Source organism: Natranaeroarchaeum aerophilus (assembly GCF_023638055.1).
GTDB classification, from domain to species: Archaea; Halobacteriota; Halobacteria; order Halobacteriales; family Natronoarchaeaceae; genus Natranaeroarchaeum; species Natranaeroarchaeum aerophilum.
The window spans coordinates 85,638-107,991 of the sequence record NZ_JAKRVY010000004.1; the positions used below are offsets into that span (position 1 = coordinate 85,638).

A 22,354-nucleotide genomic window follows, 5' to 3' on the forward strand; every position below is an offset into this window, starting at 1 on the left:
TCCTTCGTAGAATACTCGGGGATGTTTATAAAGTGCTTCCGGCAGATACGGTGCTCAGTTACCGTTTCCGTCACCGCTCTCGACGCCCATCGCGTCGAACAGCTTGGTCTTTACCGCTTCCTCGGTCAACTGGAGCAGCGTGTCTCGATTATCCTCGTTGGTCTCGATTCCGGTGAAGATACCCAGTGGGATCTCCGCACTGGCCTGCGTCGAGTGGCCAGCGGCCTCCCCGATCTCGCCATAGGCGTCCTGGAGCACTTTCCCGATGTTCATCCGGATATCCTTCGAGCGTGCCGCGAGGTAGATTTTGTCGTCGGCCAGCCCGAAGACGCCGGTTGTCGTGATCCCCTCCAGATTGAGGAGATGCTGGGCTGCCTGTGCGAGCGCCTCACGATCCCGAATAAACCCGGCGTTCGAGACGAGATGGCTCCCCTGTACCTCCCTGTTCGTGATGGCCTCCGCGAGGACGTCCAGCGTCTCGGGCGACATCGACGGCGACTCGACCTGTTCGAGCGTATCGTGGTTGGCAAAGGGGTACAGATACGCCGCCGCAGTGAGGTCCGCAGGGTTCGTATCCCGTTTGAAATCGAGCGTCTCGGCGCGGATGCCGTACAGCAACGCTGTCGCGACCGCCTCACCGACGTTCATGTCGAACTCCTGGATGTACTTCGTCAGGATCGTCGAGGTCGAGGACATGTTCGGCCGGATGTCGGCAAACGTCGGTTCGTACTCGGCGTCGGACTCCGTATGATCGATGATGATATCCGGATCCCACGAGGTCTCGGATTCGGCTGCCCGGGCGTGATCGACCAGCGCGATCGTATCGTACTCGACGTCGTGGTCGCGCTCGTGCCAGTCGTTGAGCTCGATCCCGAGCAGATTAACGAATGCACGGTTCTCCTGATGACCGATGTCCCCGAGATAGAAGATGTCGGCGTCGACACCGTGATGTTCGGCGACCGCCTGCAGCGCCGTGGCGCTGGCGATGGAGTCCGGATCGGGATTATCGTGGGTGAGAACCGCCATCCGATCATTGGTCTCCGAGATAACTTCGGCTAGCTGGCGTGCCTTGTACTCCAGCTCGCCAGATTCGAGCGAACGAAGCGCAAAGTCGGCGATCACCGCAGACGGGTTGATCACCACGTCGGCTCCCAGCTCGTCCAGTTCGTCGGCCGAGACGGGATCGCTTGCCCGGGCGATGGTGAACTGATCGCCGTTCTGACCGCGGATGTTCTCGACTGCCGCCTTGTTCGCCTCGACGTCGGAGGACAGGATCATCACTACCTCGCGATCCGCGATGGTATCCGTAACATCGACATCGCGAATATCTGCGGTCTGGGCGTTCAGATCCTGATCGCGCAGTGCCTCGACGCGTCCCTCATCCCGGTCGATAATCAGGACGTCCTTGTCCTGTTCGACCAGTTCCTCCGCGACGACGTGACCGACACTCCCACAGCCCAGAATAGCGTAGTCCGCCATCGACGATATCGTGACCCCGGCGCTCATGTGAGCAAAGCGTTGCGCGGGACGATACTTAAGCATCCCGAAGGTAGCAAGCAGCTATCGGCAGGCTGATCGCTACCTGACGGACGGTAGCGGTCTCAAACCGTGAACAGGTGCCCATCGGTCGGCACGTCGAACAGTCCCACTCTCGCGCCAGCGTCCAGCCACGCATGACCGTACGAGAAGGCCGCAAGGGCGTTCACGAGGTCGTCATCCGCCCGAAAGTGCCGGCCGTCCTCCAGATACGATTCGGCCATCTCCAGACACTCCGCAGCAGCGTCGCCCATCGGCGTCTCGGCGGGCGGCGAAACCTCTGCAGCCTCGAGTGCCTCCGCGAGCAGTCCCTCGTAGCGGTCCGTCTTTTCGGCGAGATCGGCGGGCATGGTCGAGTGATCGGCCGAACGCGGTGTAACTCTGTCGGAGCACTTCGGTCTGGTGGCTGTGCCGTCGCGTGGAGCTACGTACCGCTATGTATGTGAATAGCGACGAACGTGCGGAACCACTCCCCGACAGCGCAAACTAAATACCGATTCGGACGCGTATTCGTATTCATGAGTGATCAGCCGAGCGCCGAGGACGAGTTCGTCGAACACAGAAAATTACTCATCGCTGGAACCGGGATCGCGGGCCTGACGGCCGCGATCTATGCCGGGCGATCGAACAACGATCCGCTCGTGATCGAGGGCGACGAACCCGGCGGCCAGCTCACTCTCACTACGGATGTAGCGAACTACCCCGGGTTCCCCGAGGGGATCAGCGGCCCGGACCTGATCAACCGCATGAAAGAGCAGGCCCGGAAGTTCGGCGCGGAGACGAAAAACGGCATCGTCGAGTCGGTCGACGACTCAGAGCGCCCGTTCCGCGTCGAGATGCGTAACGGCGACGTCTACACCGCCGATGCCGTGATCGCTGCCAGCGGTGCGAGCGCCCGAACGCTCGGGATTCCCGGCGAGGACGAGCTAATGGGCTATGGACTCTCGACCTGTGCGACCTGTGATGGTGCCTTCTTCCGCGACGAGGACATGATCGTCGTCGGGGGCGGCGACGCCGCGATGGAGGAAGCCAACTTCCTGACGAAGTTCGCCGATACGGTCTACATCGTCCACCGACGCGAGGAGTTCCGCGCGGAGGACTACTGGATCGATCGCGTTCAGGAGAAAGCCGACACGGGCGACATCGAGATCGTCCGCAACACAGAGGTCACCGAGCTGCACGGAACGCCCGAGGACGGCGTCGAGTCGGTGACGATGGTCACGCACCCGGAGGGCCATCCCACCGACAAGCTCGACGATCCGGACACCGAGGAGTACGAACAGGAGATCGGCGCGGTCTTTTATGCCATCGGCCACACGCCGAACACCGAGTACCTCGCCGACACGGACGTCGTCACCGACGAGGAGGGGTATATCAGTACTGCTGGCGGCTTCGACGGCGGCCAGACGGCAACGGACGTCCCCGGCATCTTCGGTGCGGGCGACGTCGTCGACTACCACTACCAGCAGGCGATCACGGCGGGCGGGATGGGCTGTAAGGCAGCCATCGACGCCGACGAGTATCTCGAGGAGCACGCCACCGAGCACGCGCCTGCGGAAGCCGTCGCGGACGACTGACTGCCGTAACGACATATAACCCAATTTTAAACCCTCTCTCCCTATACTTCATTCTTCGAAGCGTATTACTATTGTTCTCGAAGCATTACACTACAGTTCTCGAAGTATACGCGTCCACGCACGACAAAGCCGGGCTTATACGTCCACGCGACAAGCAGATTGCATGGCAAACGAAACGGTCACTGTGACGGTCGAGGCAGACGACGAATCGGTCGACGAGTTCGAGGTCCCCGCAGCGCTGCTCGATCTCCTCTCGGAGGGCGAGGAGCCGGCGGCGACAGTCGTCTCCGATATGGCGATGATCAGCCTGGCACAGCGGATCCACGGCGCGGTCCACCACGCACAGGGCGAACCGGACGACGAGATTCAGGCCATCGAGGAGCAGACGATGGAGCTCTTCGAGGCGCGCTTCGGCGCGACGTTCGCCGAGCTGACTGGGCACGACCACTGACGGGCCGACCCGATCGGCACGTATCCGCATTCTTTTATACCGAAAACGAGGCAACTTACACGAGAGTACTCGATGCCAGAGGACGCCTTCGGAGCGGATGTCGGTTTGCTCGGCGCGCTGACGATCGGTGTCGGGACGATGATCGGTGCCGGGATCTTCGTGTTGCCGTCGGTCGCCGCGGAGGCGGCCGGCGGCCAGCTCGTCCTCGTGTTCGCGCTCGGCGGCGCGATAGCGCTGTTGAACGCGCTGGTCGTGAGCGAACTCGGCTCGGGGATCCCGGCTTCGGGCGGCGCGTACTACTGGATCGATCGGACGCTTGGTCCACTCGCCGGTACAGTCGCGGGCATCAGTGACTGGATCGGCCTCGTCGCCGCGTCGGCCTTCTACGTGCTCGGCTTCGGAACCTACTTCGGCTATCTCGTGGCACTCCCGGAGGTCGGGTTGCTGGTCGTCACGCTTTCGCCCGAGCAGTTCGGCGCGATGCTCGCGGCTGGCGTGGTCGTCCTGTTGCACTACCTCGGCGCGCGCGAGCTGGGTGGCGTCCAGACGGCCGTGGTCGGCGGGCTGGTCGGCGTGCTCACGCTGTTCGTCCTCGTGGGGCTGTTCAGCTCGGGTGCACAGCCACCGGGCGAGACGCCGACGACGCCCGGCCAGGGCGGCGAGCTGTTCGGCGCGACCGCGCTGATCTTCGTCTCCTATCTTGGCTACGCGAAAGTCGCCACGGTGGGCGCGGAGCTTCGCTCGCCCGAGCGGACGCTCCCCCGTGCCGTGATCGGAAGCGTGGTCTTCGTGACGGTGCTGTATGTCGGTATCGCGTCGGTCGTCTCTGGTGTGTTGCCAGTCGAGCCGGCGACGACTGACCCCGCGATGATCACCGCCGCGGACGGGCTCCTCGGGACGACCGGGGTCCTCGTCGTTGCGGTCACGGGGCTGGTCGCGACCGCAACCAGCGCCAACCTCTCGATCCTCTCGACTGTCCGCATCAGCTTCACGATGGGACGTGACCGGCTTGTCGTCGACTGGCTCAATAACCTTCATAGACGGTTTGCGACGCCGTACCGGTCCCTGCAGGTCACCGGACTGCTGGTCATCGTCGCCGTGCTGGTCGGCGACCTCGTTACGCTCGCGCTGATCGCCGTCGGGCTCCACCTCGTCGTCTACGGACTGACGACCGTCTCGTTGTTCGTGCTCCGGCTCACCGACCCCGACGAGTACGAACCGCCCTTCACTGTCCCGCTGTACCCCCTTGTTCCGGCCGCGGCGCTCGCGCTGACCGGTGCGCTCTTTCTCGCACTCCCCGGAATGGTACAGCTGTTCGCCGCACTCGTCGTGTTCGGGGCTGGTCTGTGGTATGCTCTCTACGGCCGCCGCCACGTCGACAGGGAGGGAATCCTGAGCGAGTACCTGCTCGGCCGGGCGGCGGAGCTTCCTGATCCTGCCGTGGCCGCGGCGCGGGCAGCCCGTCCCGAGCAGGCGGAGTACCGCGTGATGGTGCCGCTCTCGAACCCGAACACCGCAGAGCAGTTGACTACAGTCGCAGCCGGGATCGCGGCCGAGCGCAACGGGACGGTCGTCGCGACACACGTCATCGAGGTGCCCGATCAGCTCCCGCTCGATCGCGCCCCCGAATACCTGCGGATGGCCGATCCGGAGCCGATCACCGACGATCTGGTCGAGACGGCCCGCGAAACGGCCGCCGGATTCGACGTCGAGGTCGAATCGCGCGTCGTCTACTCGCATCAGGCGCTCGAAGAAGTGTTCGATGCGGCGCGCCGCTGGAACGTCGACGCCGTCGTGATGGGCTGGTGGGGCCGCGAGCCGGCGGTTGGCGGCCGCACGGAAAGCAGTCTCGACGAACTCGCGCACAACCTGCCGTGTGACGTCTTCGTGCTCCGCGACCGCGACTTCGATCCCGCGCGGATCGTGATCCCGACCGCGGGAACGCCAAACGACGACCTCTGTGCGACCGTTGCGACCCGTTTTGCGGAGACCTTCGACAGCGAGATCACGCTCTTGCACGTCGTCGGCGGGGAAAGCGCCCGCGGCGGGGGCGAGCGATTCCTCGAAGACTGGGCCGAGCGGATGGACCTCGACGACGCCAGGCTCGAAGTCGTCGTCTCGCCGGATCTCGAGGCAGCCATCGGGGCGGCGGCGGACGAACACACGCTGCTCCTGATCGGGGCGTCCGAACGGGGGCTGCTCTCGCGGCTCGTCCGCCGATCGCTGATCTACGACGTCGTCGAGCGCGTCGACAGTTCGGTCCTGCTCGCCGAGACGAAACAGGATCGGTCGCTACTCGACAGACTGATCGGGCGGTGACGACTCCGCGCTGTGTTCGACATCCTCGTAGACGACCGTCACGGCCAGTTGCTCGCCCGTCTCGGCCTCGATCCGATCACGTATCTCCTCGGCCATCCCGCGTTGCTGGGTATCGACGTACACCGTGACGCCGGTCTGGGACTGTGTCAACAGGTCCGCCCGGTAGTCGAACTCGATATCCAGTACGTTCCCGTCAACCGTCGCCTCGATCTCGTTCTCGACCGTTTGCTCGAACGTCATGTTGTCCCGCGCGTCGAACGAACTCGTCGCCAGAAACGAGGTCAAAAGCAGAATGACGACGACGAAGGCCGCGAACCGCTCCAGGGTCGCCCGTCTCGCCCGCCGCTCGTCGAACCAGTGTGTCGGCCGATACCGCTTGGCCCAGATCGTCACGATACCGGCCGCGTTGATCGACAGCAGGTTGACCAGCACGAGGATCCCCGCGCCGCCCGCGATCACCGGATCGGCGTATGCGATCCCGAGGCCGACGCTCGCGGCCGGTGGCATCAACGCCACGGCGATCATGACACCGACCAGCGCTTCGTCGGCCCCCGATGTCAGTGAGAGCGCGCCTGCGACGCCAGCGCCGAGTGCGACCGCAAGCGCCAGCAGGCCGGGATGGACCCGTTCCGCGACCTGCTGGATCAAGAGCAGATCGACTTCGGGCGCGAGCAACAGGCGATAGGAAAGCGCAAACAGCGTCGCACTGAGGACTGCCACGCCGATCCCGAGCGCCTGCGAGCGGATCCCTTCCCAGAAGAGGTCGTCGTCGTTGATCACCGTCCCCACACACGAGGCCATCGCCGGACCGATCAGGGGCGCGATCACCATCGATCCGACGACGACCGCGGCGCTGTCTTCGAGCAATCCCGCGGTAGCGACGATCGCACTGACGATCGTAAAGACGATGTAGTTCGTCGTCGACCGCGAGAGGTTGTGGGCTTTCGTCGATAGCTCCTCCCGAGAGATCCGTTCGTCGTCCGTGAGCTCGTCGCTCTCGCTTTGCTCCTCGAACCGCTCGGAGACGATCGTCTCGACGTCGCTGACTACCATGTACCCCTCACGCTCGACCCCGACGTCGCGGAGCTGATCAAGTATCCCCTCCACGTCGTCCGAGTCGGTCGGGATGTAGAGGACGTCGCTGTACCCCTGCTCGGACGTCTCCCTGGTCATCGCGTAGTCGATCTCGGCGTCGTTCAGAACGCCGATAACGACATCGCGTTTTCCCTCCGGGACGAGGGTCTGGATCAGGCGCACTTGCGGTCACCTCGGTTTCGACTCACGTAATAGACACCGTTTCCGGAAACGATTCGTCCGGATACCGTTAACTGTTCGGTTCACTCACGGGAACGCTCCATCGGAGCAGGACGCCGCCGTCCATCCGCTCGACGCCGTCGAGCTGGAGCGCGGGGAACTCGTCAATAAACCCCTCGCCATCGGCCAGCGTCGGTGCGTCTCGACCGCCGATCACTGTCGGTCCCACGAAGACCGTCAGTTCGTCGACGAGATCGGCCGCGAACAGCGAGTGGATCAGTTCGCCCCCTCCCTCGACCATCAGTTGTTCGATACCTGCCGCTTCGAGCACATCCAGCGCGGCGTCGAGGTCGGTCCGTGTCTCGCCTGCGGTGACGATCTCTGCATCCGTGGCCGACAGCGCTTTGATCCGCTCGACAGGTGCGGCGCCGCTCACGAGCAGGTACGTCGTCGCGGCGTCGTCGACGATCCGGGCGTCCGGTGGCGTGCGTGCGCGTGAATCAGCGACGACTCGCGCTGGTTGGCGAGGGGTGCCATCGTCGCTTTGGGGCAACAGCTCCGTCTCGTCGACGGTGAGGCTCGGATCATCCGCCAGTACCGTACCGACGCCGACCATGACGGCGTCGCTGTCGGCACGCAGTCGGTCGACCCGCTCGAAGTCCTCGGACCCACTGATTTTGATCTGTTCCCGTCGCCGCGAGGAGAGCTTTCCATCCGCGCTCATGGCGGCATTGACGACGACGTGCATGAGTTCAGGTTCGACGGCACTGAGAAAACGTGTTTCGGTTGGAAGCTATCGAATCAGTGCCCGACGTGTGTCTCCCAGAGAAGTCCGTAGCCGACTGCGACGACCGCGACCGCGAGGACGAGGCCCACGAGCGGATCGACATCGAGGCCAGCCATGTGTCCGGCCGCGTTAAGCAGGCCGCCAAGTTCGAGCACGAGACCCCGAAGCAGTTCGGCGAGCGTGTGATTGATAAGGTGATACGTGAGCCCGGAGCCGATATCACCCGAATCCGGAAGATACCCCAGACTCATCAGGACAGCCGTCGACGTGATCACCGTCGCGCCGAGCCAGTAGCTCCCCACAGTACGGGGGGAAGGCCCTTCGAACACGAAGACCAGTAGGGCGACCAGCAGTGGGTAGACCACAACGAGTCCCGCGGCTTCTGCGGGGACGCCGAGGCCGATACTTCGGACGATTACGCCACCGACCGTTCCAAATAGCGATACCGGGAGTTCGACGAGTGCGAGTTCCATCGGTGCCTTCATCGCGCCGTGTGTCAGGATATCGTCGACGAGAAAGAGCCCTTTTTTCACGAGCAGTTTAACCGCGAGCAAAACAGAAACGAGGCCAAAAATACCGTGTTGGGTACCGTGCCGGAGAGACATTGTGATCCTTGAACTGTTGTTGCAGTGTTATACTCTATTCAATATAAATAGTTGGACTCCAATGAATTCTGTTCACACAGGCGGCACGAGCACAGAGCCGACCTGCAGTGAGATCACCGTGCGTACAGCGAGTACGCGATGATCGCAAAGCCGACCAGCACCAGCAGGCTTTCGATGAGGATGCCGGCTGCCAGTGGGACGCCGAGGATATCGGTCGCTACACCGGCAAGGAACGACCCCAATGTAATCGCACCGAATCCAAGCGCAAGGGCACCTAGCGCCGTGCTCTGGGTACGTCGATACGCTTTAAACGCGTAGTACGTGATGATCGTTCCGAGGATCAGTATGAGTGTCTTTACGATCGCCAGCGCTGTCGTTACCTCCGCTCCAGCTGTTTCGTGTGGGCTCATAGTTCTTTGCTGACCTCCGACCACATATCCGCCAGTCGTTCGTCCGGTGTTCGCGCAGGGCGGGAGACCTCGTACTCGAACTCCCGATCGTCTGTGAGGGCGATCCGTACGTCCTCGAACGCGACCTCGTACCGCGTCGTATGGTGTCCGTCGCTCCGAACCTCCGTCAGCTCTTCGAGCAACGTCGCACTGGACAGGGTGTCGAGCTTTCGATAGATCGTCGACTGTGGGATCTCACAGCGTTCGGAGAGTTCACCCGCCGTCATGGGCTCGTCGAGTTTCCGGATGATTGTCCGACAGTCGGAATCCTCCAGAGCTTCGAGAAGGGCCTGCACATCGGGTTTCTCTTCCTCCGCGAACGGATCCCGTACCATTCTACCGTACATGAGCGATACATTCATATAAATCGACTGTTGTTCGTCTCCTGAATCAGTTCAGCCACTGTGATATCGAGAATATCGTACCGTAGTCGAGCGATTCTCAGTGACTGAAAATGACGCACCCAGTATATGGCGGTTACACACCAACGGTCGTGTATGAGTGGTGGTGTTCGAGCACAGGTCGAAGTATCGTCCCCAGAAGACTGTCCCGTTGCTGGTGCGTCCTCGACGACAGGTACACGGATCGACCGTGTCGACAGAGCCAGCGCGGATATAGACGGAACCGTCGGCGAGGAGTTCGTCGTCTCTGCGACAGCCAACGGCGACATCGACGCCAACGAGATCACGTCAGACGGCACCCGGTCGGTGTACCGGTTCGACCGCGAACGCGAGAACGCATGTGCCTGCGACCTCGTCGAGACTGCAGGCCCACCCGTGGCGGATGTCCGCGCGAATGATGGCTCGCTCTTTATCACCTTCCGTGCGGAGGACGTCGCTAACGTCCGAACCGTCATCGAGCGGCTCCGTGACCGCTACGACGGTGTCCGGCTCCAGACGCTCTCGAAGTTCGATCCGACAGAAGGCGAGGATATCGTACCGGTCGACCGCGGACAGCTCACCGACAAACAGCGGGAGGTTCTAGAACGGGCCCACGATCTTGGCTACTTCGACTATCCCAAAGGAGCGAACGCAGGCGAGGTTGCTGACGACCTCGACATCGCCCGGTCGACGTTTTCCGAGCATCTCTCTGCGGCCCAGTCGAAACTGCTCAACGCCGTCCTCGAATCGCCGACCCGATAGGCACCTCTCACCCCGCAAATAACGGTTTCAACCGATTCATCGGTCGGCGGCGAACGCACAATCCTCCTGACGAGCCGTGGGCGTCTCGCCGTCGAGCCGAATCCGCCAGCCGTGCAGCGCCCCGGGATCATTGAGTGCGTTCGTCAGAGTCGTCCTGACATCCAGCACGTCGACGCCGTAGTAGTCGTTCGGGACACCGTGAAGATACTGCAGGGCCGTCTCGAACAGCGAGCGCATCCCGTCGTCGTCCTTGAAGTCGAAGTGCTTGTAGGCTCCCGCTGCGACCTGAACCATTCCATGTGCGAAGGCACTTTCGGTGGTTCCGTTGCCGTAGTTATACCACTCGTCTTCGAAGCAGTCGTGGGATTCGTGAAACTCCCCGCTGTTGTACAATCGGACTCCGTGGACGGTTGCCCGCCGGAGCGTTGCGTGTTCCCAGTGTCCGCCCGTGTGAGCTGTATCAGCGACCCATCCCGTCGGGTCACCGTCCGGTGGCGCGACTGAGGGATCCCGCGTGTGCTCGTCCATAGCCGGACTTCGACCGCCAGCTACCTCCGTCTGTCGCCCGGACACAACGTTTATCGGCTCCGGCAGAATGCTTACAGTATGCTCTCTGCAGTTCTTCTCCAATCTGTCGGAACCGAGCCCGGACTCTCAACAGCATCGCGGGCAGTCGACCCTACGATCGAGAATGTTCCGGCACGCGTCTGGGAGGTCGTCGGTGCAATCCTCGTGTTGGTCCTCGGCTGGTACGTCTCAAAGCTCGTCGTTCGCTCCGTCGGTCGTGCGATTGCCAGACAGTTCCAGCGACCCAGCATCACACAGACCGTACTGGGCGGAATCCGTGCCGGCGTTATCGTCGTCTTCGTCTTTATCGCGGCGAGGATCCTGCAGCTAGATACCGGTGATGTCCTGCTTTCCGGTGCCGTATTCGGTGCAGTACTCGGTGTGATCCTCGCGCCGATCGTCGCTTCGGTTATCAGCGGGCTGTTCGTGCTCGCGGACCAGCCATTCGAGATCGGCGATATGATCGAACTCGTCGATGAGGGACAGAAAGGCTTTGTCGACGATATCACACTCCGCTATACGAAGATGTTCACGCTCGACAACACCTTTATCGTCATCCCAAACTCGACGATCCGGGACCGGGACGTGATCAACTACTCCGCAGAGGACGAGCGAACCAGACGGTCCCTGGAACTGCTGGTCACGTACGAAAGTGATGTTGAAGCCGCACGGACGCTGGCCGAGCGGAGCGCTCGACGTGTCGAGGATGTCATCAGCGGCGGTCCGGACATCCGAATCGGCAAGACCCGGTTTCCGGCAGCCCCGACCTGTTTCATCGAGGAGTACGCGGACAACGGCGTCCTGTTGATGCTCAGATACTGGGTCGAAGAGCCGTACAAGCTCCAGGCGATCGAGTCCGAAGTAAAAACGAATATCTGGAACGACCTCGATGATGCCGACGTCGAGATCGCATACCCGCATACGCATCTCGTCTTCGACGAGACGAGCGGGGAGGCACAGGTTGCTGTCTCACAGGGGGACCACTCGCCAGCAGTGACAGAGGGCAGTGAGATCGCCCCTGGCGAACCTTCGGTCGAAAATGATGGGGCTCAATAGCTGGTCTGAGCGATCTGCTACTCCGGCGCGTGAACGACGACGAGTTCACATTCCAGCCGCTGGCGGAGATAGCTCTCAATATCGGGATCGGAAACAAGCTTTCGGATCATGCGGCGCCACCGACCTTCCTGTTTGTGGCCGATGACGACGACATCGGCGTCCTCGTTCGCAATCTCCTCCAGGATGGTCTCTTCGACAAGAAAGCCCTTGCGAACGATGTATCGAGCGTTCTGTAGGGTCCCGAACTCCGCTTCGACGGACCGTTTGAGTTCAGCCCGGGAGATATCTCGACTGTCCTGATAGAGGTCAACGTGGAGAACTGAAAGATCGCCGTCACGATCGTCGGCGAGCTCGATCGCCTGTGCCAGCGTCTCCTTGGAGTGGCTGCTGAGCGGGTACCGGACCGGAACGACCACGTGACTCATCATCTGTACTGATTGGGGCGACGAGGGTAAACGTTCTCACTTGTCGGCTGCAGGTATATCCGTATCTGACGAATCCGCATCTGACGATTCGCTACGGTCGTCGCTCCAGCGTATTCGCCCGTCGATCGACGGATCGATCCCCACATCCCGGGCGTACTCGACGAGCACGTCGTACTGGATCGGTCCCTCGCTCACGACGTGGCCTTCCGAAAGCGTGGGGAACTCGTGGTCGGTTACCGGCAGGTACGCGGAGGTGGCGAGCGTATACTCCCCCGTCGAATCTACAGGCTCTCCCCCGACATGGACGTCCACGAGCGACTCGTCCGTGCGGTCCCAGACGACCTCGGCCCCCGAAAGGTGTGCGTGCCACCAGTCCGGTTCCCCGATGTCGATTCGCTGTCCACTGGCTTCCCGACAGAGGTTGACGATCTCCGCCCCCGTCAACTCGGCCGTCACGATCGGTTCTTCGAACGGAACGATGCCGATCAGATCTGCGACAGTGACGCCTCCAGCAAGGGGTTCTCCACCACGGATCCCCCCGGCGTTCTGGAGGGCAATATCCGCGTCAGTGTACCAGCGATACGCATCGGCGACGAAGTTCCCGATTCGGCTCTCACCACGGTGGGTCGTTGCTTCCGTTCGCTCGATCGGTCGTTCGACCGTGGCGACAACCGTCTGGAGTCCCGCACGGCGCTTGCGCACTCGTAGTGCCTCCGTTACCTGTCTGGCAACCGGTGCATCGTCGACCGTGTGCCGGTTGACCGACGCCGTACCGTCGTCTTCGAGGACGATTTCGTACAGCGTGTTTCCGCCCGCTCTGGGGCGCGTCAGGAGGGTGTCGTCGAGCCGCCGGATCCGCTCCGCGTGGACGTGCCCGCCGAGGATGACGTCGACGTCACACTGGAGTGCGATCTGCTCGTCGTCTGCCAGATGTGCGAGAACGACGATCATGTCGACGCCGCGCTCGCGAAGCGTCGCGGTCGCGTTCGCCACCGCGGAGACTGGATCGGTAACTGTGAGATCTGCGGCAGGTGGCGTAATTGAAGGCGTCGTCGGCGTCGTGACACCGATCACGCCAATCCGATGGCCCGCACGTTCAATGACGGTCCAGGGGCGCATACCGACGTCCGAGCCAAACCGTTCGCCGTCGAGTTCGATGTTTGCACCCAGCCAGATCTGTGGCGAGGATTCTACAAGCCCTCTGAGCGCGTCGTATCCGTGATCGAAGTCGTGGTTCCCGGGGATGTCTGCGGCCGGCTCGACGGCCTCGAAGAAATCGAGCGATTGCTCCCCGTCCTCGGTCAGCGCCAGGACGCCGGGACCGGTGTTGTCGCCAGTTCCCGCAACGAGCGTTGTGTCGTCACGAAGCGAGTCTATCAACCCTGCGAGTCGACCGACTCGTTCGGGGTCGTCGTAGGCGTTTTCGAGATCAGAGTAGTGAAGCAGCCGCACGGACATACCGGTAGCCGAGTCCCCGAGTGCGTATATACCCCGCGGACGGCCTCGGCCAGTGTCGAATCACATTTCAGGCTCTCCACCGAGGGAATACGTATGAGAACGCATACGACGGAGGACGGTGAGACACTCTTCATTGCCGAGGACGAGGGCGACCGAGGATCGGACGGGCCGTTCTACGTCGCGTACGGAACAGCCGCTCGCGAGCAAAAGTACGGCTGGTTCTGTAGCAACTGTGAATCGGTCGACAACGCCATGGACGCGATGGGTCGTATCCAGTGCAACCGCTGTGGCAACTTCCGGAAACCGACCGAGTGGGACGCCGCCCACGAGTAACAGTCCTCGTACCGATCGTTCTCAGTTCCGAGGTGTCGCCAGTAGCTTTATTATGCCGGGTGTGGTACTGATAGGCGAATGGGAACCGTTAGCAACCCACTTGCCCAAGAGGCGAGGTCCATCTTCGCAGAACTCGGGTACACGATCTCTGACCACGGCGACGAATTAACGGCTGAACGGGGCTGGAAAGTCGTTGAGGTTACGCCCATGCCCGAACCGAAATCACCACCCGCGTCGGGATCACTTCGATGTTTCGTTACATATCAACACAGTGTCCGCGACCTTCGCCAGCGAATTCGGCAGGCAAACCCCGAGTACGACTGGGCGATCATTACAGTTGAAGACGATGACTACGAGGTCGTACGAGCCCCGCCATGTGCTGAAGCAGCCTGAATCCATTTTTTGCTGACAGGGTCTCGACACCGGACGAACAGGTCGTTCCAATGAGAAAACGGTAAGTCGTTGACTACGCTACCTGTTACTAATGGTCCCCGGATCTGTCAGCTATCGTCGTCAGGTACTAGCTGGCCTGGGAGCGACAGCACTGGGAGCGAGTGCAGGCTGTCTTGACTTCTTCCGTGAAGTGGGAAGCACAGGTCCAACCCAACTCTCGGTCAATGTCACGACGCTCCCTGCTGACGACGATACTGCTAGTTCCCGCATCGCGCGTCAGCTCGTAGATAACCTCTCCGAGGCGGGGATCAATGCGACAATTGACCCACGCGAGGACGAGCAGGCGCTTCGAGCACTACTGCTGGACAACGACTACGACATTTTTGTCGGCCGCCATCCCGCAATCACCGATCCGGACGAACTTCGGACACTGCTCCATACACGATATAGCGAGGAAAAGGGTTGGCAAAACCCCTACGGAGTAACCATTCCGTCGCTTGACGACCTACTGGATCGTCAACGGAGCGAGTCCGGCGAACAGCGCATGCAGACGGTGACAGAACTCCAGAAGGAACTATTTGATCTCCACCCCCTGTCCGTAATCGCGTACCCCTCCAAACTAACAGCCGTACGTACAGATCTGGTCACTGATACTCTCCCTGGGGGACTCACTACGCGGAACGACTATCTACGACTCGAGGCTGCGAATCCTGAACGGGATCGTCTATTGGTGAGCCTCTTTCGGCCGACTGTGACCGAAAACCTGAATCCTCTCGTCCCTGAAACCGGACCCGACAGCGCAATTCTCGATTGTATTTACGATCCGCTGTTCGAGTGGATCGATGGCGAACTGGTACCGTGGCTAGCCGAGGATGTCACATGGACGGAGGCCGAAAACACCGTCACGGCGACAGTTCGGATACGACCTGCACTTCGGTGGCACGACGAAACCGCGTTGACGACGGCTGATATCGGGTTCACATACGACATGCTACGGGATACTACCATGGGCGACTCCGACTATGCGATCCCTGCCCCCCAGTTCCGTGGCCGTAGTTCGCTGGTCGACAGCGTCGATACACTCTCGAACAGAGAAATCACCCTGGAGTTCCCCGATACGAGTATCGAAACCGCCCGGCGTGCGCTTACCGTCCCGATACTTCCACAGCACGAGTGGGAAGATCGGACAGAACGGTCTGCAGACCATCTAACGACGGCGATCGAAACATCCAATGAAGAGCCGATCGGTAGCGGCCCATTCATCTACGAGGACTCGACCGAGGACAGTGATCTGATCCTTTCGCGTAACGAGGATCACTTTCTGCTAGATCTTGAGGATCCACACGAACGACTCGAATCGTTACGTGGCGACACCACATTCGACGAAATCGAGTTCGAGGTGGGGGTGAACGTCGGTGTTGTACTCAGCGATATCGACAGCGGTAACCGGGATATTACCGCAACTTCGATCCCCCCGGGCGACGTCGAGAGCGTCCAGAACAACTATGACAATACCGAAGTACTCGTAGGAGAGGGACAGGAGTTCTTTGTTCTCGGCTTCAACACTCGACGCCATCCAATGGGGAATCACCGTTTCAGACAAACAGTTGCCCGTCTTGTCGATCGGAACTATATTGCTGAAACCGTTCTCGAGGGCTATGGACAGCCATCGGACACCCCGCTGAAGCGTACGGAGTTCGTTACGGACGAGTTCACGTGGACTGGTCAGAGCAGTCTCGGACTGTTTCCGGGTAAAGACGGAGCCGTGGATCCGGAGGCTGCGCGGGACACGTTCAGGGATGCTGGATTCCGCTTCGACGACGACGGCAATCTGGTCGTTTAAGACTGAGTCAGGCCAGTATCGATCAGTGTTCCCGGACAGATTCCTGATCGTCGCTGCGTAGGCGAAGTTTAAGTGATATCGCGTAAAAGGAAACGACGAGGGTTGATACAATGGTATTCAAGAAAATCACGATGATCGGCACGAGCTCGGACAGTTTTGAGGACGCAACCGACGACGCCCTCGACAGGGCGGAAGCGACACTGGAGAACATCCACTGGGCGGAAGTCGAGAACCTCGGCGTCGAAGTAGCATCTGCAGACGGTCGCGAGTATCAGGCAGAAGTCGAGATCGCGTTCGAACTCGAGGACTGATCAGGTACGGAACGACTCGCCACAGCCACACTCGCTGACGACGTTGGGGTTCTCGACGTGGAACCCCTCCGCCTGCAGTCCGCTTTCGTAATCGACGACGCTACCTTCGATGTAGTTCTGGCTTGCCGGATCGACGAACACGCGTAGCCCGTTGTGTTCGGTTATCGTATCGTCTTCTTCCGGGGCATCGTCGAAGCGCATTCCGTACGAGAGTCCCGCGCAGCCGCCCTGCTGGACGAACAGTCGCAGTCCGGCGACCCCCTCGTCGAGGCCTTCGCTGTCGAGTAGCGATAGCGCCTCATCTGCAGCCGCTTGCGTTACCTTGACGGTCCCCGATCCGTCCTTGCCCTGTGCGGTCTCGGTACTCATAACACATCATATGATGGGTACGCAGATAATACTGACGGCGACTTCCGGTGCCTGTATCTCGAAGCCGTTTTCGTGGGTGGCGTCACAGACAACCTACTACTGAGGCGTGAACGAATTGCCGATTTTTGTCTGATCCGTGCGCGAACACCCGCCCTGAAAGTGACGCAGTAGATCACTGGATATTTGTTCGTTGTTCTCCCGGTCAGCGGTACTTGCGGTGGCCCGTAGCATACCCATCGCGAGACGGGCGCCACTCCTGATCGTCAGGTATTCGACAAGTTGCCCGTCAGTGATGAATGACATCCGACGTGATTCTGTGAATGTCACACAACCATTTAAAAAAGTAGTAGAATCACCCTAACGACAGGCACAGCGCTCGTACAGAGTCTTGCTGCGTCCACAGTAGCACGTAAATATAGTGTGACTCATCATGTGGTAACTAAACAACTATAAAAAATTGTTTCTGGATACTATTCACAGTGAAGATATTTTATACAGCAATAAGAATTATTTAAGTAACCTGCTCTTACCGTTACATGGACCGAAAGTCTGAGCAGACTGATGCACAGAAGGATATAACTACTACTACAAGTACAGAGCAAACTTTTAGTAAGAATAGCTTACGCGGAGATAATTCAGAGTACGGACGAAGAAAATATCTAAAGCTACTGGGAGCTTCCACGATTACAGCAGCTGGGCTCGGTACAGCTTCAACTGTGCTTGCCGACGATTACAGAACAATTACTGTAGATTCCGGCGCAACTCGGGTAATCAGAGTCAACAGCGATGAAACACTCGAGAACCTGCTGGTCGATATCTCCGCGGATGGCGCTGACGCACGAATCGTGGCGCAAGGAAACAACTGGACAATTCGCAATGTTGGCTTCCACGGAGTGGCCTCACAATCATCGCTTTCGAACTGTATTGCCGCGAGTGGTACCGGGACGATCGAACGGTGTTATTTTGGCGATGGTATCCCACTCGATGCCAGCTGGAGCAAAGGATGTATCGGCGTGAGCCACACCCATAGCGGAGAAATTAACGTCCACGACACCTACATCAGCGGCTGGGAGGACAACGCCGTCTACGCTGCTGGTGCGGCTCGGGATACTGATGGCGGCGGTGGAACTATCAACTTCTACAACTGTTATTTCCGTGACAACAACATCAGCCACCTTCGCGTTGCAACCGACGGAACAGTTATTGAAGACTGTGTGTTCCATAACGACTCAGAGGTTCGACAGGGCGGCTCTTCGGCGATTAATTCTCGGGGGATTTACACAGGCTACGGTGATCCCTCACAGACAGTTACTGTGCGAAATTGCGACGTCGATATCGGCAGTCATAACACGAACGGTGCAGGATCGGCGTTCGTCTCCGGAACCCACGATATTCAGGGACCACTCACCACTATCCGAGTTCAAGATTCGGAAGTACGTGGAGAAACCCACGGAGAGTACGTCGAGTACGACAACGTTGGCAGCGATCCCACGATCAGAGTTCCAGAGGGTGTTCCAACCGATGCAGAGACTGCTGCAACGGGCAGACCTGAGGACACGACCGAGGAGGAAGAACCCGCAGAAAACCTCCCAGAGATGGAGCCACATCTACTGACATTTATTTCCACGGACGACGACGACCGAATGGAATACCAGTTCATGGCTGATGGGCCGGTCGAAGCCCTCACAGAATCCCCATACATGAGCCCTAGCGGGAACGATATCCGGGCAACGAGTAATTTCCAGATCGATCAAGAGGATGACGACTATGTCATCCAGGGGCACACCGGAAACGGTTATGGTGATGCGTTCGAAGTCTACGGATCTGTTACCGAAGCGACAGTCGACTCCGACGAGATGATCATCGAACTGGACGGCGACCGTATCAACGAAGCGGAACTCGTTAAACGGACAGGCGATCAGAACGTCAGTGAAAGCGAGGACGATGACGAACGGGAATCCACCACAGAACGGTCAGCGGACACCGACGACGGAAACGAGAACATCACATCAGATAGTGGTGACGATACCGAACAAAGGTCGTCGACATCGACGGGTGCCAATGAGGGAGATCTTCCGAACGACCTCATTATCGACGGGTCGGACAACGGCACAGTAAGTCAGTACGAAGTGTCCGTCTCGGGCGAAATAGTGCCTGACGAAGAGCTCTCATCTGTAGTCAACCAGGGCCTGGCCTGGGATACGCTCCCCTCTACCATCTCGGACGGGACGGTGGTCGGCGTCGTTGGCCACGGGAAAGACGGCTACCGGTATTCGGGTAACATCATTAGCGTCGAGATCCGTGGCGACGCTGGACTCGATATTGAAAGATCATAACGCCGCTCGGAATATTGGGTCGCGTCTTGTCCAGCACTGGCTCAAGTCTGGTGCTGGACGCGCCAACAGTCAGGTGGCGCTGAAGTCAGGGACAGTGAACGCGAATGGTCGATTCCGACCGACTGCCCTTCGCAGTTAGAGCGGGAGTCCACTGACAAGCCCACGACTTCAGTCGTGGGTTCCCGACAACTGAGCTTGCGGTCGGACGAATCGCTCGTTGTCCGTAGTGGATTCCGCCACAGTTCCAATGTTGTTGATACAGAATTCCTCCAGCCGGGCCGCCTGTTGTTCCCAGCTGAACTCCAGCGCCGTCTCGCGTCCACGCTCACCCAGCGCGGCCCGGAGCTCTGTTGAATCGAGAAGTCTGGAGATGGCGTTCGATATGGCGACGGTATCTCCGGGCTCGACTAACAGCCCGTTCTCTTTATTCGTGATATACGACCGAATCGCTTCCAGATCAGCGGTCACAACCGGGGTCCCACAGGCCATAGCTTCGAGATTCACCATGCCAAAGCCCTCCGAGTACGACGGAAGACAAAACACATCTGCTGCTGCGTAATAGTTGGGGAGTTCATGATGCGGAATTTCCCCGAGTATCGTTGTTGAGTCCCAGACACCATGTCGCTCACACTGGCCTCGAATAACTTCCTCATTGCCACGACCGATGATGCACAATCGGGCGTCGCTATCGAGAGTGGCGAATGCCTCGATAAGATCGAAGATCCCTTTTTGCTCGGTAGCCCGGCCAACAAATAGTATAACCGGATCATCACTGATAAACGCTGGCGAAGCACTCGGCAAAAACGCGTCAGTGTCCACGCCTGGATAGATTACGTCCTCTACGTCGTACCCGAGCGTTTCTCTCACGGCCGTTGCGGTGTCATGCGAGTTCGCCAGTACAAACTCGGTGTCCGACAGTGTTTCACGTAGCTTGACTCCAACTCCTGTGTTGGCGAGCCCATGGTACTGAAACACAGTGGGAATGTCGATGGCGTTCGAGAGCAACACGTCGTCCAGCCACTGGAACGTACACAGCACATCCAGATTATCGTTCATCTGCTGGATGACGTCGCTTCGAGCCGACCAGATCGCCATCGCCAGTTTTGCCCAGTTCTGGTCGCTGATCGGTGTATACGATCCAAGGGCGTCCGGAATACGGTTCGAAAAGGACGGTACCTCGATGATGTCGATATCTGACGAGCGAACAAGTTCTGTGAACTCCCCGGATTGCGTGTAGAGAGATACCTCGTTGCGCTTCGAGAGTTCAGCTGCCATCCATTGTGCGTAGATAGCAACACCACCTGCGTGGCGTGTTCCTGCCGAATCGTGATACAACCCGATCTCCATACCGACAAGTTGTCCATCGTTTGCTTAGTTATATCTCGTATTATTAACGATGAATCCAGATAAAGAACGTATAGTAGCGAGTAGAAATTGACTACGGTTCAGAAGCTACCTGAATATTCTCTTATAAACCGCTGCACTACCCTTTCGTTGCCTGATGGATACAGCTTGTCGTTATTGAAAGTATAACTATACATCGTTTCCTCTTGACAAGCAGTGTGGATCGCCTGCCGTCTCCGTAATAGCAGTTTGATCAATTAACACGTGGAGTTGAGCGCTATGAAAACGCACAGCACATCTCTGGAGTGATGTCGGTTCCTGATCGCATCGTACACGGACTGAAAGCAACACTCGTAGCCCGCCTCTGCAAGATGATTGTCAACGGGCTACTTCTCCTGTTACTCGCACGTGTTCTTCTGACACCGACCGAATATGGCTTACTCTTTCTTGCTATTTCGATCGTTGGGGTAGCAAAGATGTTCGGCGACCTTGGTCTCTCTCGGTCTGCAGCATATTACGTGACCAAATTCAAAGAAGCAGAGCCAGCAAAGGTCCCCTCCGTCCTTCGTATTGCAATACAATACCGACTATTGCTACTGTGTCTCGTCGGTACTCTACTCGTGGTTGGTAGTGGTCTAATCGCTACCGTTCTGGACGAGCCCGAACTGGCCCCAGTACTCGTTATCGGTGCCGGATATCTCGTCACGCTGTCGTTACATTCGTTTGTAGGGACCATGTTTCAGGGGTTCAATCGAGTATCTCTGACGGCAGTGATCGATATTGTCCACAACGTCTCCAGGCTGCTACTCGTTGTCGGGTTCCTCGTACTCGGGTTTGGAGTTGCTGGAGCGATGGCTGGTTACTTGATCGGGGCACTCATTTCTGCTACTATCGGATTCGTTATACTATATATAAGATTCTACTCGAACTACGACGGTACGGAGCCAACAAAGACGCTGCGGAACCGAATGTTACGATACAGTGTTCCACTGACCGCCACACAGGCCGCAAACGTGGTCGACAAGCGGGTTGATACTATCCTGATCGGCTTCTTTCTCAACCCCGTGGCAGTAGGCTACTACGTACTTAGCAAGCAGATCACGGAATTTATTCTTGTGCCAGCGGGCTCGCTCGGCTTCTCCGTCTCTCCGACGTACGGTGAGCAAAAGGCGACGGGGTCACTTGAAGGAGGCGCTCGAATCTATGAAACGACCCTCAGATACGTCATGTTGCTGTACCTGCCAGCCGCAGTCGGGCTGTTTTTGGTTGCTGAGCCTGCTGTTCGACTTATTTTTGGAGCAGACTACCTGGGTGCGGTTCCGGTTCTACAGATCTTTGGCCTGTACGTCGTCTTTCATGCCATCACCAACGTGACAACCCAGAGTCTCGATTATCTTGGACGTGCGAAGGATCGAGCGATAGCCAAAGGTATCACCTCCATCGCCAATCTCCTGTTGAATCTACTTCTGATCCCACTGTATGGGGTTGTTGGAGCGGCGTTCGCTACGCTGGCCACGTATGGGGTGTACACGGCGGTGAATCTATACATTATGCAAGCCGAACTTCCTCTGAACACCCGATCCGTTGTTCGATCCATCGTTCCTATTATTGGAATCAGCCTCTGTATGGGCCTCGTCGTCTCCTGGATCCTTCCATACGTCTCGGGCCTCCTGATGCTTGTACTGACGATTTTCTGTGGTGTAGCTGTCTGGGGTGTGCTGGCAATTACCATCGGACTACTTGATCCCCACGAGGCAGTCGCTCAGCTGAGATCCTCATCCGGCTAGGTGCCTGTTAAC

General features: G+C 59.0%; 23 protein-coding genes. 11 read left to right on the top strand and 12 right to left on the bottom strand.

Features of this window, described 5'->3' with window-relative positions; all coding sequences use genetic code 11:
• Positions 1-54: 54 nt before the first annotated feature.
• Together AArcSt11_RS08990 and AArcSt11_RS08995 are read right to left on the bottom strand one after the other, a co-directional pair.
• On the bottom strand, positions 55-1,506 hold the full coding sequence (locus AArcSt11_RS08990) for a DHH family phosphoesterase (protein ID WP_250596446.1): 1,452 nt from the start codon (positions 1,504-1,506) through the stop codon (positions 55-57).
• A 95-nt stretch (positions 1,507-1,601) separates the two neighbouring features.
• Positions 1,602-1,886: a DUF357 domain-containing protein gene (locus AArcSt11_RS08995; protein WP_250596448.1), complete on the bottom strand. Its 285-nt coding sequence runs from the start codon at positions 1,884-1,886 to the stop codon at positions 1,602-1,604.
• A gap of 168 nt (positions 1,887-2,054) precedes the next feature.
• Here AArcSt11_RS08995 and AArcSt11_RS09000 point away from each other — a divergent pair, with 168 nt between their 5' ends.
• The 3 genes from AArcSt11_RS09000 to AArcSt11_RS09010 all read left to right on the top strand — a co-directional run bounded on the left by AArcSt11_RS09000 (position 2,055) and on the right by AArcSt11_RS09010 (position 5,883).
• Complete coding sequence (locus tag AArcSt11_RS09000; protein ID WP_250596450.1) at positions 2,055-3,113, top strand: NAD(P)/FAD-dependent oxidoreductase; 1,059 nt, start codon at positions 2,055-2,057, stop codon at positions 3,111-3,113.
• 163 nt (positions 3,114-3,276) lie between these two features.
• A complete protein-coding gene (locus AArcSt11_RS09005) occupies positions 3,277-3,564 on the top strand; it encodes a DUF7545 family protein (RefSeq protein ID WP_250596453.1) in 288 nt (95 codons plus the stop codon).
• 72 nt (positions 3,565-3,636) lie between these two features.
• Positions 3,637-5,883, top strand: a complete 2,247-nt coding sequence (locus tag AArcSt11_RS09010; protein WP_250596454.1) for an amino acid permease — start codon at positions 3,637-3,639, stop codon at positions 5,881-5,883.
• On the opposite strand, the gene AArcSt11_RS09015 is transcribed toward AArcSt11_RS09010, so the two are convergent.
• The 5 genes from AArcSt11_RS09015 to AArcSt11_RS09035 form a co-directional block, all read right to left on the bottom strand.
• Positions 5,857-7,140, bottom strand: a complete 1,284-nt coding sequence (locus tag AArcSt11_RS09015; RefSeq protein WP_250596455.1) for a TIGR00341 family protein — start codon at positions 7,138-7,140, stop codon at positions 5,857-5,859. The two genes, AArcSt11_RS09010 and AArcSt11_RS09015, sit on opposite strands and share 27 nt — an antisense overlap.
• Before the next feature lie 67 nt (positions 7,141-7,207).
• Entirely contained in the window at positions 7,208-7,885 is a 678-nt protein-coding gene (locus AArcSt11_RS09020; RefSeq protein ID WP_250596456.1) for a 2,5-diamino-6-(ribosylamino)-4(3H)-pyrimidinone 5'-phosphate reductase, read from the bottom strand.
• Positions 7,886-7,938: 53 nt separating this feature from the next.
• A complete protein-coding gene (locus tag AArcSt11_RS09025; protein WP_250596457.1) occupies positions 7,939-8,529 on the bottom strand; it encodes a hypothetical protein in 591 nt (196 codons plus the stop codon).
• A 113-nt stretch (positions 8,530-8,642) separates the two neighbouring features.
• Entirely contained in the window at positions 8,643-8,939 is a 297-nt protein-coding gene (locus tag AArcSt11_RS09030) for a DUF7521 family protein (RefSeq protein WP_250596458.1), read from the bottom strand.
• A complete protein-coding gene (locus tag AArcSt11_RS09035) occupies positions 8,936-9,313 on the bottom strand; it encodes a winged helix-turn-helix domain-containing protein (protein WP_250596459.1) in 378 nt (125 codons plus the stop codon). Before AArcSt11_RS09035 ends, AArcSt11_RS09030 begins: the two co-directional genes overlap by 4 nt.
• 162 nt (positions 9,314-9,475) lie before the next feature.
• Between AArcSt11_RS09035 and AArcSt11_RS09040 the strand changes: the two genes are divergently transcribed.
• Positions 9,476-10,120, top strand: a complete 645-nt coding sequence (locus AArcSt11_RS09040; protein ID WP_250596461.1) for a helix-turn-helix domain-containing protein — start codon at positions 9,476-9,478, stop codon at positions 10,118-10,120.
• 36 nt (positions 10,121-10,156) lie between these two features.
• Here AArcSt11_RS09040 and AArcSt11_RS09045 read toward each other — a convergent pair whose 3' ends face one another.
• Positions 10,157-10,648, bottom strand: a complete 492-nt coding sequence (locus AArcSt11_RS09045; RefSeq protein WP_250596463.1) for a DUF309 domain-containing protein — start codon at positions 10,646-10,648, stop codon at positions 10,157-10,159.
• A gap of 78 nt (positions 10,649-10,726) precedes the next feature.
• Here AArcSt11_RS09045 and AArcSt11_RS09050 point away from each other — a divergent pair, with 78 nt between their 5' ends.
• Entirely contained in the window at positions 10,727-11,743 is a 1,017-nt protein-coding gene (locus AArcSt11_RS09050) for a mechanosensitive ion channel family protein (RefSeq protein ID WP_250596464.1), read from the top strand.
• Positions 11,744-11,760: 17 nt separating this feature from the next.
• Here AArcSt11_RS09050 and AArcSt11_RS09055 read toward each other — a convergent pair whose 3' ends face one another.
• Together AArcSt11_RS09055 and AArcSt11_RS09060 are read right to left on the bottom strand one after the other, a co-directional pair.
• Entirely contained in the window at positions 11,761-12,168 is a 408-nt protein-coding gene (locus AArcSt11_RS09055; RefSeq protein WP_250596465.1) for a universal stress protein, read from the bottom strand.
• Between the two features lie 36 nt (positions 12,169-12,204).
• Positions 12,205-13,626, bottom strand: coding sequence for a bifunctional metallophosphatase/5'-nucleotidase (locus tag AArcSt11_RS09060; protein ID WP_250596466.1), 1,422 nt, complete (start codon positions 13,624-13,626; stop codon positions 12,205-12,207).
• 93 nt (positions 13,627-13,719) lie between these two features.
• On the opposite strand from AArcSt11_RS09060, the gene AArcSt11_RS09065 reads away from it, so the two are divergent.
• The 4 genes from AArcSt11_RS09065 to AArcSt11_RS09080 all read left to right on the top strand — a co-directional run bounded on the left by AArcSt11_RS09065 (position 13,720) and on the right by AArcSt11_RS09080 (position 16,506).
• The gene (locus AArcSt11_RS09065) at positions 13,720-13,959 is read left to right on the top strand and encodes a DUF5816 domain-containing protein (protein WP_250596467.1); all 240 of its coding nucleotides are present in this window, start codon (positions 13,720-13,722) and stop codon (positions 13,957-13,959) included.
• Positions 13,960-14,037: 78 nt separating this feature from the next.
• Positions 14,038-14,352 (top strand): DUF7116 family protein, encoded by a 315-nt coding sequence (locus AArcSt11_RS17210; protein ID WP_250596468.1) that lies wholly within the window; start codon positions 14,038-14,040, stop codon positions 14,350-14,352.
• Between the two features lie 91 nt (positions 14,353-14,443).
• A complete protein-coding gene (locus tag AArcSt11_RS09075; protein WP_250596470.1) occupies positions 14,444-16,195 on the top strand; it encodes an ABC transporter substrate-binding protein in 1,752 nt (583 codons plus the stop codon).
• A 110-nt stretch (positions 16,196-16,305) separates the two neighbouring features.
• The gene (locus tag AArcSt11_RS09080) at positions 16,306-16,506 is read left to right on the top strand and encodes a dodecin (protein WP_250596471.1); all 201 of its coding nucleotides are present in this window, start codon (positions 16,306-16,308) and stop codon (positions 16,504-16,506) included.
• Here the strand turns inward: AArcSt11_RS09080 and AArcSt11_RS09085 are convergent, their stop codons facing one another.
• Positions 16,507-16,875, bottom strand: coding sequence for a HesB/IscA family protein (locus AArcSt11_RS09085; protein ID WP_250596472.1), 369 nt, complete (start codon positions 16,873-16,875; stop codon positions 16,507-16,509). It abuts the gene before it with no gap.
• 716 nt (positions 16,876-17,591) lie between these two features.
• On the opposite strand from AArcSt11_RS09085, the gene AArcSt11_RS09090 reads away from it, so the two are divergent.
• The gene (locus AArcSt11_RS09090) at positions 17,592-19,211 is read left to right on the top strand and encodes a hypothetical protein (RefSeq protein WP_250596473.1); all 1,620 of its coding nucleotides are present in this window, start codon (positions 17,592-17,594) and stop codon (positions 19,209-19,211) included.
• Between the two features lie 168 nt (positions 19,212-19,379).
• Here the strand turns inward: AArcSt11_RS09090 and AArcSt11_RS09095 are convergent, their stop codons facing one another.
• The gene (locus AArcSt11_RS09095; RefSeq protein WP_250596474.1) at positions 19,380-20,558 is read right to left on the bottom strand and encodes a glycosyltransferase family 4 protein; all 1,179 of its coding nucleotides are present in this window, start codon (positions 20,556-20,558) and stop codon (positions 19,380-19,382) included.
• A 305-nt stretch (positions 20,559-20,863) separates the two neighbouring features.
• Between AArcSt11_RS09095 and AArcSt11_RS09100 the strand changes: the two genes are divergently transcribed.
• The gene (locus AArcSt11_RS09100) at positions 20,864-22,342 is read left to right on the top strand and encodes a flippase (RefSeq protein WP_250596475.1); all 1,479 of its coding nucleotides are present in this window, start codon (positions 20,864-20,866) and stop codon (positions 22,340-22,342) included.
• Positions 22,343-22,354 lie beyond the last annotated feature (12 nt).

Excerpts from the sequence above, each read along its gene's own strand:
- AArcSt11_RS08990 (WP_250596446.1), bottom strand. The coding sequence starts at position 1,506 with ATGAGCGCCGGGGTCACGATATCGTCGATGGCGGACTACGCTATTCTG.
- AArcSt11_RS08995 (WP_250596448.1), bottom strand. The coding sequence starts at position 1,886 with ATGCCCGCCGATCTCGCCGAAAAGACGGACCGCTACGAGGGACTGCTC.
- AArcSt11_RS09000 (WP_250596450.1), top strand. The coding sequence starts at position 2,055 with ATGAGTGATCAGCCGAGCGCCGAGGACGAGTTCGTCGAACACAGAAAA.
- AArcSt11_RS09005 (WP_250596453.1), top strand. The coding sequence starts at position 3,277 with ATGGCAAACGAAACGGTCACTGTGACGGTCGAGGCAGACGACGAATCG.
- AArcSt11_RS09010 (WP_250596454.1), top strand. The coding sequence starts at position 3,637 with ATGCCAGAGGACGCCTTCGGAGCGGATGTCGGTTTGCTCGGCGCGCTG.
- AArcSt11_RS09020 (WP_250596456.1), bottom strand. The coding sequence starts at position 7,885 with ATGCACGTCGTCGTCAATGCCGCCATGAGCGCGGATGGAAAGCTCTCC.
- AArcSt11_RS09025 (WP_250596457.1), bottom strand. The coding sequence starts at position 8,529 with ATGTCTCTCCGGCACGGTACCCAACACGGTATTTTTGGCCTCGTTTCT.
- AArcSt11_RS09030 (WP_250596458.1), bottom strand. The coding sequence starts at position 8,939 with ATGAGCCCACACGAAACAGCTGGAGCGGAGGTAACGACAGCGCTGGCG.
- AArcSt11_RS09035 (WP_250596459.1), bottom strand. The coding sequence starts at position 9,313 with ATGGTACGGGATCCGTTCGCGGAGGAAGAGAAACCCGATGTGCAGGCC.
- AArcSt11_RS09040 (WP_250596461.1), top strand. The coding sequence starts at position 9,476 with ATGAGTGGTGGTGTTCGAGCACAGGTCGAAGTATCGTCCCCAGAAGAC.
- AArcSt11_RS09045 (WP_250596463.1), bottom strand. The coding sequence starts at position 10,648 with ATGGACGAGCACACGCGGGATCCCTCAGTCGCGCCACCGGACGGTGAC.
- AArcSt11_RS09050 (WP_250596464.1), top strand. The coding sequence starts at position 10,727 with ATGCTCTCTGCAGTTCTTCTCCAATCTGTCGGAACCGAGCCCGGACTC.
- AArcSt11_RS09055 (WP_250596465.1), bottom strand. The coding sequence starts at position 12,168 with ATGAGTCACGTGGTCGTTCCGGTCCGGTACCCGCTCAGCAGCCACTCC.
- AArcSt11_RS09060 (WP_250596466.1), bottom strand. The coding sequence starts at position 13,626 with ATGTCCGTGCGGCTGCTTCACTACTCTGATCTCGAAAACGCCTACGAC.
- AArcSt11_RS09065 (WP_250596467.1), top strand. The coding sequence starts at position 13,720 with ATGAGAACGCATACGACGGAGGACGGTGAGACACTCTTCATTGCCGAG.
- AArcSt11_RS17210 (WP_250596468.1), top strand. The coding sequence starts at position 14,038 with ATGGGAACCGTTAGCAACCCACTTGCCCAAGAGGCGAGGTCCATCTTC.
- AArcSt11_RS09075 (WP_250596470.1), top strand. The coding sequence starts at position 14,444 with ATGGTCCCCGGATCTGTCAGCTATCGTCGTCAGGTACTAGCTGGCCTG.
- AArcSt11_RS09080 (WP_250596471.1), top strand. The coding sequence starts at position 16,306 with ATGGTATTCAAGAAAATCACGATGATCGGCACGAGCTCGGACAGTTTT.
- AArcSt11_RS09085 (WP_250596472.1), bottom strand. The coding sequence starts at position 16,875 with ATGAGTACCGAGACCGCACAGGGCAAGGACGGATCGGGGACCGTCAAG.
- AArcSt11_RS09095 (WP_250596474.1), bottom strand. The coding sequence starts at position 20,558 with ATGGAGATCGGGTTGTATCACGATTCGGCAGGAACACGCCACGCAGGT.
- AArcSt11_RS09100 (WP_250596475.1), top strand. The coding sequence starts at position 20,864 with ATGTCGGTTCCTGATCGCATCGTACACGGACTGAAAGCAACACTCGTA.